The following is a 14,093-nucleotide window of genomic DNA, read 5'->3' as shown; positions in this document are numbered from 1 at the left end:
GTAGATGGGAAGGTTGCGACGATGGATTGGCGTGTTTCGAGTCGTCGGGCCGGTACCCGTTTTCCAAAGCGAATTTCGTGGAGCGACGAAAACGGGTACCGGCCCGGCGGCCGACCGCAGAGGGATGCGAGGGTCAAGCGTCACCCCAACAACGGAATACCGAGTATCAACGCCGAGTGATATGCCACAAGCGGCATCTTGATAATAATAATCACACCTCAAAGCAGCACCGATACCCGCGCAACGTGAAGTCAGTGTGTCAATGACTCAGGCGTGCCCCCTTGCACCCTTCGGTGAGAAGCGAAGTTCAGAGGCACGCATAAATCAAAACGAGACGGAGACACAGTCATGAGCAAGGCAGCAGGTTGGCTGCGGGGCGCGCTTGCCCTCGCGGTTTGCGGAGCCGCGGGCGTCGCCCACGCGCAATCGAACGTATCGCTTTACGGTCAGGTCGACGCCTGGGCCGGTGCGGTCAAAACGCCCGGCGGTGAACGCACCTGGACGCAGGCCGGCGGCGGAATGTCCACGTCGTACTGGGGGATGAAGGGCACGGAAGATCTCGGCGACGGTCTCAAGGCGATCTTTGCGCTGGAGGACTTCTTCCTGCCGCAAACCGGACATTACGGACGCTTCACCGGCGACAGCTTCTTCTCCCGGAATGCCTACGTCGGCCTACAGTCGAATACGCTCGGTACGGTCACGATGGGCCGACTTACCACGTCGTATTTCGTCTCGACGATTCTGTTCAACCCCTTCGTTGACTCGTATACGTTCAGCCCGATGGTCTATCACACGTTCCTCGGCCTCGCCGGCCAAGGCATCGTCGGTGATTCGGGATGGAACAACGCCGTGATGTACGCCACGCCGGATTACAAGGGGCTCGGGGCCAGCGTGTCTTATGCCTTCGGCAACAAAGCCGGCGAGACCGGGCAGAACAAGTGGAGCGCCGCCGCGATGTATTTTCACGGCCCGCTCGCCGCCACGCTCGCGTATCAGCAAGTGAAGTTCGATTCGACGCCCGACGATCAGGCCGGCATCACCGGCTTTCGCAATCAGCAAGCGCTCCAGGCTGGCCTGACTTACGATTTTCACGTCGTCAAATTCTACGGGCAATATCAGTACATCAAGAACACGATCACCGGGGGCAATCTGACGTCGAACGGCGCTCAGTTCGGGGTGTCGGTGCCGCTCGGCGCAGGCAGCGCGATCGCGTCGTACGCCTATACGAAGAATTCTGGCCAGAACGACGTCAGCCGAAATACCTGGGCCGTCGGTTATGACTACAACGTCTCGAAGCGCACCGATCTGTATGTGGCCTACCTGAACGACAAGGTATCCGGGCTGGAGGCCGGGAATACTTTTGGGCTGGGCATGCGAACCAAGTTCTGAGAAACTCCGCTGCACGGACTCGCGCACAGTACAATGCGCGCGCCCCCGCTGCACACGGACAACGGCATAACAAAGGCACAAGGAGAGCACGTTGCTGACAAAATTCTTCAAACTCCAGGAGCATGGCTCCAACGTACGCACCGAAATGGTGGCAGGTCTCACGACCTTCCTGACCATGTCGTACATCATCTTCGTCAACCCCAATATTCTCGGCACAACGGGCATGGACAAGAGCGCCGTGTTCGTGGCGACCTGTCTCGCAGCCGCGATCGGCTCGGTGGTAATGGCCTTCATCGCCAACTACCCGATCGGTATGGCGCCGGGCATGGGGCTGAACGCCTTCTTCGCCTTCACGGTCGTGGGCGCGATGGGCTACTCGTGGCAGCAAGCCCTGGGGGCAGTGTTCATCTCAGGCTGTTTGTTCATCATTCTGACGGTGACGGGCATACGCTCCTGGCTGATTGCCGGGGTACCCAAATCGTTGCGATGCGCCATCGCCGCCGGTATCGGTCTCTTCCTCGCCATCATCGCGCTCGGTAACGCCGGCGTGGTCGTCGCCAATCCGGCAACGAAGATCGGCCTGGGCGATCTCCACGCCCCGCAAGCCCTGCTCGCGATTTTCGGCTTCTTCCTGATTGCCGTGCTCGACGCCCTGCGCGTTCGCGGCGCGATCCTGATCGGTATTCTGGCCGTGACGGTGCTCTCGATGGTGTTGGGACTGAATCAGTTCCAGGGCGTTTTCGCCATGCCGCCGAGCCTCGCCCCGACGTTCCTCAAACTCGACATCCCGGGCGCATTGCATGCAGGCTTCGTTCACGTCATTCTGGCCTTCGTGCTGGTGGAAGTGTTTGACGCAACGGGCACGCTGATGGGCGTGGCAAAGCGAGCCGGCCTGCTCGAAGGTACGCACTACAAGGGCCTCGGCCGCGCGCTCTTCGCCGATTCGATTGCGATTTTCTTCGGTTCGCTGTTGGGCACGAGCAGCACGACGGCCTACGTGGAAAGCGCCTCGGGTGTGCAGGCGGGCGGACGCACCGGCCTCACCGCGCTCACGATTGCCGCGCTCTTCATCCTCGCCCTGTTCATTGCGCCGCTGGCCGGTTCGGTGCCCGCCTACGCGGCCGCACCGGCATTGCTCTATGTGGCCGGGTTGATGCTGCGCGAGCTGCTCGACGTGGAGTGGGACGACATCACGGAAGCCACCCCGGCCGCCCTGACCGCCCTCGCCATGCCGTTCACGTATTCGATCGCCACCGGTCTGGCATTCGGCTTCATCTCGTACGCCGTGCTCAAGCTCTTCACGGGCCGCGCGAAGGATGTCCACCCGGCCGCCTGGGTGATCGCCGTGCTCTTCGTACTGAAGTACGTGTTCTTCCCGAGCTGATCGAGACGATGTCCCGATAGCGTGACGGCCCGCCGGAGCATCCCCGGCGGGCCGTTTGTTTCTACCCGAGGCTCACGCCCTCGCCGCCGAAATCAATTCGGCTAGCCCCGTGCGCTGGCGGCCCTGTGCGTCAAAGTTCTCCAGCGAAAGCCATTGTTCGAACCCCCGACTGATGGCCGGCCATTCGCCATCCGTGATCGAGAACCACGCCGTGTCGCGACTACGCCCCCGGTAGACGATCGCCTGACGGAATATGCCCTCGAACGTGAACCCGTAACGTGCCGCCGCCCGCCGCGACGGGGCATTGAGCGCGTCGCATTTCCACTCATATCGGCGATACCCCAACTCGTCGAACGCCCGACGCATCAGCAAGTATTGCGCCTCCGTGCCAGCACGCGTGCGCTTGAGCATCGGCGAGTACGCCACGTGCCCGACTTCAATTACGCCGTTCACCGCGTCGATGCGCATGAGCGCCAACGTCCCCACCGCCCGCTCCGTCTCCCGATCGATGATCGCGTAATGCAACGGGTCGCTGGACGCCGCCATCCTGGTCGCGTACGCGTAGTAGCTGTCGAAATCCGGAAACGGCCCCCCACTCATGTATGTCCAGTCGCGACCGTCCGCGGCGCTGGCATACGCCTCGTACAGGTCCTTCGCGTGACGCTCCACGTCGATCGGCTCGATCCGGCAGTAACGCCCATCGATCGGCGCACGCGGCGGCTGCGCTCTCGACTTCCAGTCCGGCAGCGCTGCACCGATCGGCTGGTCGTATTCGTTGAAATTCGGGGCGTCAGTCATCTCGCTCATCTCCGGAAGTTGGCGCAACACGCAAGTCATGACGTCTAAAGTATCGCCTCAGTGGTACGATGAAAAGCACCACTCTTTGAGAATCTCATGGTGCCACACGCTCACTCCACCGCTCGGCAAGCCAGACCGGCGCCCCGCCCCGGCACTCCCGATCCTGCTCCGGAGAACGTCGCCGCACTGTTCGACAGCCCCCTGACGACCGGCCCCGGGCGCGCTGGCACCTCGCTTCAGAAACAACTCCTCTCCCGCCTCAAACACGCCATTCTCGAAGGTCGTTTGCCCGCCGGCGCCCGTCTGCCCGCCTCGCGCACGCTCGCCGAAGATCTCGCCATTTCACGCAACACGGTCTCGATCGTCTACGACCAACTGGCCGCCGAAGGCTTTATCGTGCCCCACCGGCTCGGTACCCGCGTCGCCCAACTCCCTCTCGATCCCCTCTTCGCCGCCAAAGCCGCACATACCGCCAGCGCCAAGACGCCGAAAGCCAATGACCCGGTGGCGACGCCCCCCAGCGCCCCCGACGGTCCCCCAACACCACTCGCCTCGCGCCGCATCCAACGCTTGCCCGCGACGCGCCACGCCGCCCGCGCCGACGAGTCGCCCCTGCCGTTTACGCCCGGGGTTCCCGCACTCACCCACTTTCCCACCAGTACCTGGCGACGCACGCTCGAACGCGTCATGCGTGAAGCCCAACCCCGCCACTATCACTACGGCGATCCCCTCGGCGAACCCGCGCTGCGAGACGCCATTGCCGCACACTTGCGGATCTCGCGCGGCGTGCGTTGCGATGCGTCGCAAGTCGTGATCACGGAAGGCGCCCACGAGGCGCTGATTCTCTGCGTCCGCCTGCTCACGGATCCCGGCGATACGGTGTGGATGGAAGACCCAGGCTATCGCGGCGCGAAGGCCGCTTTCCATTCGGCCGATGTTCGCCTTCACGCGCTGCGCGTCGACGATGAGGGGGTCGTGATTCCGGAAGGACAGTGGGAACGCTCGCCGCCACGACTGGTGTATGTCACACCATCACATCAGTATCCGCTCGGCAGCGTGCTGTCGGCCTCGCGCCGCCTCGATCTGATCGCGCAGGCACGGCGTCACGGCGCCTGGATTCTGGAAGATGATTACGACAGCGAGTTTCGCCATCAAGGCGAACCAATCGCCGCGATGCAGGGGATGGTGGCCAACGCCCCCGTTGTCTATGTGGGGACGTTCAGCAAGACGATGTTTCCCGCGCTGCGCCTGGGCTTTCTGATTCTGCCGACCGCGCTCGCCGCGCAAGCCCGCGACGCCCTCGACGAACTCTTGCGCGGCGGGCACCGCTTCGAACAACTGGCACTGGCGGAATTCATCCGCAGCGGCCAGTTTGCACGGCATCTGGGTCGCATGCGACGGCTGTATCGGGAACGTCAGACGGCTTTGCGCAACGCGCTGGCCACCCACTTCGACCCGGCGTATGCGGTGATTGGCGAGCGCTGCGGCCTGCACCTGACGGTGCGGCTCGATCCCGCATTCCCGGACAAGGCGATCGTGACCGCCGCGCAGTGCGAAGGCATCGGCCCCCGCGCCCTATCGAGCTTTGCACTCGATCCACACCCCACGGATAACGGTCTGGTGATCGGCTACGGCGATACGGACGCGGCACGCATCCCGGGCCTGATCCAGCGGCTCGCCGCGATTGTCGCGGCGCAGCAGCGGGCGACGTTGGAGACGGTGGCGACCGACTGACCCCGCCGTCAGCGATTACGCCGTCTGTACGACTTTCTTGTCGGCGTCGCGCGCCTGCTCGGCTCGCGCCATCCATAGCGTGAGCAAGACGGCCGCCACCGCAGCCACTGATGCACACAGGTAGACCTCGGCGTAGCCGTATGCCCCGACGATCAGGCCCGCCACCGGTCCGGTCACGCCAAGCGCAACATCGAGGAAGACGGAGTACGCCCCCAGTGCCGCACCCCGGTTCTGTGCAGGAACCAGATTGACGGCCGCCACGCCCAACGACGGGAACACGAGCGAGAACCCCGCGCCGGAGAGCGCCGCGCCGAGCAACGCCGTGAATCCCGTAGGCGCGATCCCGAGCACGATCAGGCCGAAGGCCTCGAGCGTGAATGACATCATGGCCACACGGTAGCCGCCGAAGCGCCCGATGCTGCTGCCGAAGAGCAGTCGTACGCCCATGAAGCACACGCCGAACGCGGTCAACGCCAGTGCAGCGTTGTCCCAGTGATGGCTTGCGTAGTAAAGCGTGATGAACGTGGAGATGGCACCAAAACCGATGGAGCCCAGCGCAAGCCCCATGCCGAACGGCAACACGCGACCGAGCACGGCGCGGAATGCGAGACGTTCTCCATGGATAACCGGCGTCGCACGCTTCATGCGCGCGAGCAGCAGGCCAGCGACGCCCGCCAGCGCGATCGCCGCGCCAAGTACTTGGATGCCATACGCATTGTCGAGTGCAACGCCAAGCGGCGCGCCCAGCGCAAGCGCGCCGTAGGTTGCCACGCCGTTCCATGAGATGACGCGTGCAGTGTGCGACGGACCCACCTGGCCGATGCCCCACATGATCGCGCCCGTCGACACCCAGCTCTCACCAAAGCCAAGCACAAGACGTCCAAGGATCAGCGTGAGGAGCGCCAACCATGGCACGCCGGAAAACACACCGCCCAAGGCCACGAGCAACCCGGAGGCACCGCAAGCCACCAGTCCGCACAACACGGTGCGTTTCGGGCCCCAGGCGTCGGCAGTCCGCCCGGCGTAAGGACGCGAGAGCAGCGTCGCAAGGTACTGAACGCTGATGGCCAAGCCGGCAATGACCGAACTGTATGCGAGATCGACATGCACGAACGACGGCAACACCGCGAGCGGCAATCCGATCGTCAGATAGCAGAGGAACGTGAAGAACACGGTGGAGACGATCTGCAGCGTCGTGGCGAACGATGGGTTCGCAGGGCGGGTGTCGTTGGGCATTGCGCAGGAGTTCAGGAATCGACGAAACCCCAGGACGCGCCACCCCGCGCGACGGGCAAGCATCCGCGCAGGTCAACTCAATCCTAGGGTTTTCCCGGATCATACGCGGTTTCGTGACTTTTGTGTAAACGCTTAAAAATGCCCCCGCGACGGCTTTCGACGACAGCCCGTCGCGTATTCGCCAGCCGCGGCGCGGACGCCCCCCACGGCGCTCGGGGGCGACCGTCCTGCTCGGCTCAGCGGTCGACTTCCGCCAACGCTTTCAGGCTCACCGACAACATGGCCAGGTCGGCGTTACCGGCCGCGACCTGGTCGGCCAGCACACGGTGGTAGCGCGCGAGCGCGTCTGCATGCAACGTCTCCCAGTGGGCGACGCGCTTGCCCGCCGGGCTTGGGTCGGCTGGCTCGCCGGCATGCACTGGATCAAGCACCGCCTCGCCGCCCGCCAGCACGCTCGCCGTCAGGCGTCGCCGCAATACCGACAATTCTTCGAGCAAGGTGGCCCGCGCGAGGCGCTGCCAGTGCGTCTGCATCGGCAGGCCGAGCACCCCCGCCTGGAGCCAAGCGTAGCCAAGCGGTGCGTCGAGGGCGAAATACACCTGCGCGGCCAGCGACGGTTCGCACCCGCTGCTGCTCGCCACTTCGGCAATGTCGAGCAACGCCACCCGCGCGCCGACGCCCGCGGCCGTTTGTGCAAGCAACGGCGGCACGCCCGCATCGATCATGGTCTGGCATCTGGCCCGCGCGTCATCGGCGGCCGCGCCGCTGACCAGCGTGTCCAGTGTCGGCAGGATGGGCGTGAGCACAGCGCGCAGACGCTCGAGCGTCTGCGGCACGTCGGCCACACGCCGCCGCAAGAACCATAGGGTGGCGTGTTCGTGCCACTGCGCAATCGCGGCAAAGAGCGAGGCCTGCGTTTCGTGCGAGACGCGCGCGTCAAGCGCATCGATCTCGCCCCACAACGTGTCGAGGTCGTAGGCCCCCCGTGCCGCCAGACTGGCCCGCACGACGTCGGCCGGCTCAGCGCCCGTTTCCTCGCTGAGTCGATGCACGAACGTGACCCCCGCCCGGTTGACGAGCGCATTGGCCTGCATCGTCGCGAGAATTTCCCGCTTGAGTGGATGACGCAACATCGCCGCGCCGCATCGGCTCGCGAGCGGCTTGGGAAAGTACGACGGCAATTCGTCGGCAACGAAATCGGCGTCGGGCAGATCGCTTGCCAGCAGCAGGTCGTAGAGCCACATCTTGCTGTAGGCCATGAGGACCGCGCGTTCGGGGGAGGTCAGCCCCGCGCCGGACGCACGCCGCGCGTCAAGTGTTTCGTCGTCGGGCAGGAACTCGATGGTGCGCGAGAGCCGCTGTGCCCGCTCCAGGTACCGCATGAAGCGCGTCTCGTCGTCGAGCGACGCCACCGCTCGCAACCGGCCCAGTGAGAGCGCCTGCGTCTGCAAATAGTTGTCGCGCAACACAAGAATGCCGACTTCCTCGGTCATCTCCGCGAGCAACGTGTTGCGCTGCTTCAGTGTCATCTCGCCGTCCGTCACCACCAGGCCCAGAAGAATCTTGATGTTGACCTCGTGATCGGAACAATCGACACCGGCCGAATTGTCGATGGCATCGGTATTGATGCGACCGCCATGCTGCGCGTACTCGATGCGCCCGAGCTGCGTCAGCCCAAGGTTGCCGCCCTCGGCCACGACCTTGCAACGCAGTTCCGCGCCATTCACGCGCAAGCCGTCGTTGGCACGATCGCCCACCTGCGCATGCGTCTCGGTGCTCGCTTTGACGTACGTGCCAATGCCGCCGTTGTACAGCAGATCGACCGGCGCTTTCAACAACGCCCGCAACAGGTCGTTCGGCGCCATCTCCGTGGCCTCGGTGCCGATCAGTTCCCTCACCGGCGCAGAGAGCACAATGGCTTTGGCCGTGCGCGGGAACACGCCGCCGCCCGCCGAAATCAACCGCGTGTCGTAGTCGGCCCAGCTGGAACGCGGCAGTTGGAACAGGCGCTCGCGCTCGGCAAACGACGTTGCAGCATCAGGCGTGGGGTCGAGGAAGATGTGCCGATGGTCGAACGCGGCCACCAGCCGGATGTGTTTCGAGAGCAACATGCCGTTGCCGAAGACATCGCCCGACATATCGCCGATACCCACCACGGTGAAGTCCTGCGTCTGGGTGTCGACGCCCATCTCGCTGAAATGCCGCTTGACGGACTCCCACGCGCCGCGCGCCGTGATGGCCATCTTCTTGTGGTCGTAGCCGACCGAGCCGCCGGACGCAAAGGCATCGCCGAGCCAGAATCCGTACTCCGCCGAAATGGCGTTGGCGTAATCGGAAAAAGTCGCCGTCCCTTTGTCGGCTGCGACGACGAGATACGGATCGTCGCCGTCGATACGCACGGTCTGCGACGGGGGCACCAATTGGCCGTCGACGTAGTTGTCGGTCAGATCCAGCAGCCCGCGCAGGAATGTCTGGTAGCACGCCACCCCCTCGGCCAGATAGGCATCCCGGTCGCCTGGCGATGGCGGTTGCTTCACCACGAACCCGCCCTTCGAGCCGACCGGCACGATGACGGTGTTTTTCACCATCTGCGCCTTGACGAGACCCAGCACCTCGGTGCGGAAGTCTTCGCGGCGATCCGACCAGCGCAAGCCACCCCGCGCCACACGCCCTCCTCGCAAATGCACGCCCTCCACGCGCGGCGAATACACCCATATCTCGAACATCGGCTTCGGCTCGGGCAGACCCGGCACCTTCGACGGATCGAACTTGAACGACAGATAGCGCTTCTGCGTCACGCCGTCCTTGCCCGTCTGGAAGTAATTGGTGCGCAAGGTCGCTTCGAGCACGCCAAGGAACTGACGCAGAATGCGATCCTCGTCGAGGTTGGGAACGTCTTCGAGCGCCGCGTGAATTTGCGCCCGTAGCCGCTCCGCCTGCGATGCGCGATCCGGCGCCGCCAGCCCCGGATCGAAGCGGGCCAGGAACAACCGCACGAGCATGCCCGAAATCGACGGATTTCCGGTCAGCGCATTCTCGATATACGCATTGCTGAAGGTCGACCCCACCTGGCGGATGTACTTCGCGTAGGCGCGCAAAATGCGGACTTCGCGCCACGTCAGTCCGGCGCGCAAGACCAGCCGGTTGAGGTCGTCGTTCTCGACGTCGCCCGCCCAGATGCGCGCGAACGCCTCCTCGAAGCGCAGGCGGGCATTCTCCAGGTCGACATCCGCGCCGTCGAGGCTGGTCATGCCGAAGTCGTGCATCCAGACAACGCCGGTGTCGGCCGGTTCGATCCGATAGGGGCGCTCGTCGTTGACGCGCACACCGAGGTGTTCGAGCATCGGCAGGCTGCGCGAGAGCGCGATGGGCTCGCCCGCCTGATAGATCTTGAAGCGCAGCGTGCCGGGCGCGGCCTCCAGCGGCCGGTAGAGCTGCATGGCCAGCGGCGTGGCGTCGGAAGCCTCGACCGGCACCGCGTGTCCGACGCTCAGCAGCGGCTCGATCAACTCGACGTCGCGCACCGCCATGCGCGCGGCGTAATCTTCTCGATACGCCGCGGGGAACGCCTGCGCGTACCGCCGCAGTGCGCGCGTGCCGCGCTCTTCGCCAAACTGCTCGCGCAGCGCGTCGGACAGATCGTCCTGCCACCGGCGGGTCGCCTCGACGATGCGCGCTTCCAGATCGTTGACATCGACATCCGGCACATTGCCCGGCTCGGTCCGCACGGTGATGTGAATGCGCGCGAGCATCGACTCGGAGAGCTGCGGCGTGAATTCAACACTGGTCCCGTGATACGCCGCCTGCAACAAGTTCTGCACGCGGACACGCAGATCGGTGTTGAATTTCTCGCGCGGCACGAAGACGAGGCACGATACAAAGCGATCGAAGCGGTCGCGCCGCACGAACAGGCGCGTGCGCTGGCGCTCCTGCAGTCGCAGAATGCCCAGCGCGATATTGGCCAGGGGATCGACGTCGATCTGAAAGAGTTCGTCGCGCGGATATTGTTCGAGGATCGTCGCGAGCGTCTTGGCCAGATGCCCGTTGGGCAGGAAGCCCGTGCGCCCGATCACTTCGGCGACCTTGCGTCGTACGAGCGGAATTTCGTCGGCGGGCACCATGTAGACGTTCGACGTGTAAAGCCCGAGGAAGCGCCGCTCACCGCACACGCGCCCCTGCGCATCGAAGCATTTGACGCCTACGTAATCGAGATAGCCGGGACGATGGACGCTCGCCCGCGAATTGGCCTTGGTCAAAAAGATCGGCGTACTCGTCTGGGCCACGCCAATGGCCCCGGGCGACAGGCGCGTCTCGTCGGGGGTGCTGGCATCGCGGCGGGCCTCGCGCAATACGCCAAGCCCCGTGCCCGCCACGCCTTGCAGGTAGTGCTCGCCGTCGCGCACGACCAGCGCGTAATCGCGATAACCGAGGAACGTGAAATGCCGGGCAAGCATCCAGTCGAGAAACGCCTGCGCTTCGTCAATCTCCACACGCTCCGGCGGGCTCACGCTCGTTTGTTCGGCCCGCTGCCGAAGGGACTCGATGGCCGCATGCGCGGCCGCCTGCATCGCGCGCCAGTCTTCGACCGCCGCGCGTACATCGCCAAGCACGCGCTGCAATCCGTCAGCCAGTGCCTGAATGCGGTCCGGCTCGGAAAAACGGTCGACTTCGATGTGGATATACGACTCGAAGCGGCCGCCGTCGGCGCTCGCATCGCCCGCCCGTTGCGCCGTCGCGCCCGACGCCAGCAGCGCCCCGACGTCGCCGCCGTTCACGCCGTTCGCCCCTTTAGTGCCGCTATCGCCGCCATCACCGTTATCGCCCGTCACTCGCTCGCCCGCGGACACCGGCTGCCCAAGGCCACCGCCCGGCGACACGGCGAGGCGCTTGCCCGCGCCGTCGCGCTTGATGCGATAGACCGGGTGAAACGCGGAGTGCAGTGCGAGCCCCTGCCGGTTGATCTCCATCGTCACCGAATCGACGAGAAACGGCATGTCGTCGTTGACGATCTCGACGACCGTATGGCTGCAATGCCAACCATGCTGATCGAGCGTGGGGTTGTAGATGCGGATGCGTGGCTCGCCGCTGACGAACTTCTGGCCGAGTTGCCAATGCGCCATCGCCGCGCCATACAGGTCGTCGACACTGCGCGAGACAACGTCCTCGGCATCGGCCAGACCGTAGTAATGCCGCACGAAGGGCTCGAACAGCGCGACCACGTCGGGCGCACGCTCACGGGCCATCGCGACGACTTCCGCCATATGCTGGCGGACTTTCTCTTCCGGATTCACAGGCATGGGCAACCTCTGCGGGAATGGACGAGACATCGACAAGCAAAGCCATGCTACGCCCGGCGGCCCCGGACTGGCAACGGCGCGATCCCTAACCCCGCGTCGGCGCCCACCCCGGCGGCCCCGGTCGGCCCGGTATAATTGCGCATGAACTCAAAAGCCACCGATTCGCGCACCGACAGCGCCCCCTTCTCGAGCCTGCCGCTCTCGCCTGCCATGCAGGAGAACCTCGCACGGCTGGGTTACGTCTCGATGACGCCCATTCAGCAGGCGTCGCTCCCCGATATGCTCGCCGGGCACGACCTCATCGCCCAGGCCAAGACCGGCAGCGGCAAGACCGCCGCATTCTCGCTCGGCCTGCTCCAGCGCGTCGATGCCCGCGATTTCGCGGTGCAGGCCGCCGTGCTCTGCCCCACGCGAGAACTCGCCGAGCAGGTGGCGCAGGAAGTGCGACGCATCGCGCGCGCCGAAGACAACATCAAGATCCTGACGCTGTGCGGCGGCGCACCGCTGCGTCCGCAGGCGGAAAGCCTCGCCCACGGCGCGCATGTGGTCGTCGGCACGCCGGGCCGCATCATGGATCACCTGGAGCGCGGCACGCTCTCGCTCGCCGGGATCAAGACGTTGGTGCTCGACGAAGCCGATCGCATGCTCGACATGGGCTTTTTCGACGACATCGCCACGGTCGCGCGTCAAACGCCCGCCTCGCGCCAGACGCTGCTCTTCTCCGCCACGTACCCGGAGGGCATCGCGAAGCTCGCTCAACGCCTGCTGCGCACGCCGCGCGAAATTCGTCTGACCGAGAAGCACGACGCCAGCAAGATTCGCCAACGCTTCTACGAAGTGCGCGAAGAGGAACGTCTGCACGCCGTGGGCCAGTTGCTCGATCATTTCCGGCCGATCAGCACCATCGCGTTCTGTAATACGCGAGCGCAATGCCGCGATCTGACCGACGTGCTGCGCGCCGAAGGTTTTCACGCCCTGACGCTGCACGGCGAGCTGGAGCAGCGCGAGCGCGACCTCGTGCTGATCCAGTTCGCGAACCGCAGTTGCTCGGTGCTGGTCGCCACCGACGTGGCCGCTCGCGGGCTGGACATCACGCAACTCGAAGCCGTGATCAACGTCGATGTGACGCCCGACCCCGAGGTGTATGTGCACCGCATCGGCCGCACGGGCCGCGCCGACGAAGCGGGCTGGGCCTTCAGCCTGGCAAGCATGAACGAGATGGGCCGCGTGGGTAACCTCGAAGCGGCGCTGGGCCACGAAGTGCCGTGGCACAAGCTCGAGGAACTCACGCCGTCGGGCGGCGGGCACCTGCTGCCGCCAATGGTCACGCTCCAGATGCTGGGCGGCAAGAAAGACAAAATCCGCCCAGGCGACGTGCTCGGCGCCCTCACCGGCGAAGCCGGCTTTGCCGCCAGCCAGATCGGAAAAATCAACGTTCTGGATAACTTCACGTATATTGCGGTGGAGCGCGACATCGCCCCGGTGGCGTTGCGCAAGTTGTCCGACGGCCGCGTCAAAGGCCGCAAGGTCAAGGTAAGATTCCTGCAGGATTAAGGGCGGGTCAGACGCCGGCGTCCGACGCCGTTTTCGGATCGTCCCCTGCGCGCCGCGCGCGGCAAGGAGGCTGCAATGAGGTCACTGCGTACCCTGTGGTTCTCTCCCGTCGCGCGCCGTGCGCGATGCTCGGCGCTCGCCGCGCTTGCCGCAGGCTGGCTGACGGCCTGCAGCACCCAGGGCGTGCCGCCCAACCCTGTCCTCACCGAAGACACGCTCGACGAGTACGCGATCGTCATCGTTGGCCTCGACACGCCACTGCAAAGCACATGGGGGCCGTGGAATTACTCCGACTTCTCACAGACAGTGAATGGCATCGTCGGCGGCAAGGTCACGCGCACACTCAACAGCAATCCGCCGACGCGTGGCTTCGTGGCGATGCGCGTCTCGCCGCTCATGCGCAACGAGCGCTTCGGTCCGATGGAATTCACGCCGGCCGACAAGAGTTATCGCTTTCGCTATTGCAAGGGCCGCAAGGTGCCAACGGTGCAGGTCCAGCGGGGCGATGTGATCTACGCGGGCACCCTGATGCTCGATAGCCACGACGGCAAGCTCTGGCTGCGCACCGAGTTCGACATGGCGGGCGCGCGGCGCTTCGTGCAGGCGAACTATCCGTCGCTGGCCGGTAAGCTCCAGCCGCAACCGTTTACCTATTTCGAAATGAAGAGCGAGCCCGGCTGCCGGTGAGTCCTGCCGGCACG

8 protein-coding genes are annotated in these 14,093 nt (G+C 65.0%); 5 read left to right on the top strand and 3 right to left on the bottom strand.

Annotation, left to right across the window (positions count from 1 at the left end; genetic code table 11):
* The first annotated feature begins 348 nt into the window (after positions 1–348).
* On the top strand, positions 349–1,389 hold the full coding sequence (locus PanNE5_RS14580; RefSeq protein ID WP_261938218.1) for a porin: 1,041 nt from the start codon (positions 349–351) through the stop codon (positions 1,387–1,389).
* Between the two features lie 91 nt (positions 1,390–1,480).
* The gene (locus PanNE5_RS14575; protein WP_017231806.1) at positions 1,481–2,773 is read left to right on the top strand and encodes an NCS2 family permease; all 1,293 of its coding nucleotides are present in this window, start codon (positions 1,481–1,483) and stop codon (positions 2,771–2,773) included.
* 72 nt (positions 2,774–2,845) lie between these two features.
* On the opposite strand, the gene PanNE5_RS14570 is transcribed toward PanNE5_RS14575, so the two are convergent.
* Positions 2,846–3,571 (bottom strand): GNAT family N-acetyltransferase, encoded by a 726-nt coding sequence (locus PanNE5_RS14570; protein ID WP_261938217.1) that lies wholly within the window; start codon positions 3,569–3,571, stop codon positions 2,846–2,848.
* Between the two features lie 96 nt (positions 3,572–3,667).
* Here PanNE5_RS14570 and PanNE5_RS14565 point away from each other — a divergent pair, with 96 nt between their 5' ends.
* Positions 3,668–5,305 carry a PLP-dependent aminotransferase family protein gene (locus PanNE5_RS14565; RefSeq protein ID WP_261938216.1) on the top strand — a complete coding sequence of 546 codons (1,638 nt, stop codon included), beginning with the start codon at positions 3,668–3,670 and terminating at the stop codon, positions 5,303–5,305.
* Positions 5,306–5,320: 15 nt separating this feature from the next.
* Here PanNE5_RS14565 and PanNE5_RS14560 read toward each other — a convergent pair whose 3' ends face one another.
* Together PanNE5_RS14560 and PanNE5_RS14555 are read right to left on the bottom strand one after the other, a co-directional pair.
* Positions 5,321–6,541, bottom strand: a complete 1,221-nt coding sequence (locus tag PanNE5_RS14560) for an MFS transporter (RefSeq protein WP_261938215.1) — start codon at positions 6,539–6,541, stop codon at positions 5,321–5,323.
* 236 nt (positions 6,542–6,777) lie between these two features.
* The gene (locus PanNE5_RS14555) at positions 6,778–11,838 is read right to left on the bottom strand and encodes an NAD-glutamate dehydrogenase (RefSeq protein WP_261938214.1); all 5,061 of its coding nucleotides are present in this window, start codon (positions 11,836–11,838) and stop codon (positions 6,778–6,780) included.
* A 141-nt stretch (positions 11,839–11,979) separates the two neighbouring features.
* Between PanNE5_RS14555 and dbpA the strand changes: the two genes are divergently transcribed.
* Entirely contained in the window at positions 11,980–13,392 is a 1,413-nt protein-coding gene (gene dbpA, locus PanNE5_RS14550) for an ATP-dependent RNA helicase DbpA (protein WP_261938213.1), read from the top strand.
* A gap of 75 nt (positions 13,393–13,467) precedes the next feature.
* On the top strand, positions 13,468–14,079 hold the full coding sequence (locus PanNE5_RS14545) for a hypothetical protein (RefSeq protein WP_261938212.1): 612 nt from the start codon (positions 13,468–13,470) through the stop codon (positions 14,077–14,079).
* Positions 14,080–14,093: the final 14 nt, after the last annotated feature.

Origin of the sequence: Pandoraea sp. NE5, assembly GCF_024363545.1 — a bacterium.
GTDB classification, from domain to species: Bacteria; Pseudomonadota; Gammaproteobacteria; order Burkholderiales; family Burkholderiaceae; genus Pandoraea; species Pandoraea cepalis.
Note: the sequence above shows the minus strand (reverse complement) of the source record. Positions and strands in the feature narration are given on the sequence as shown.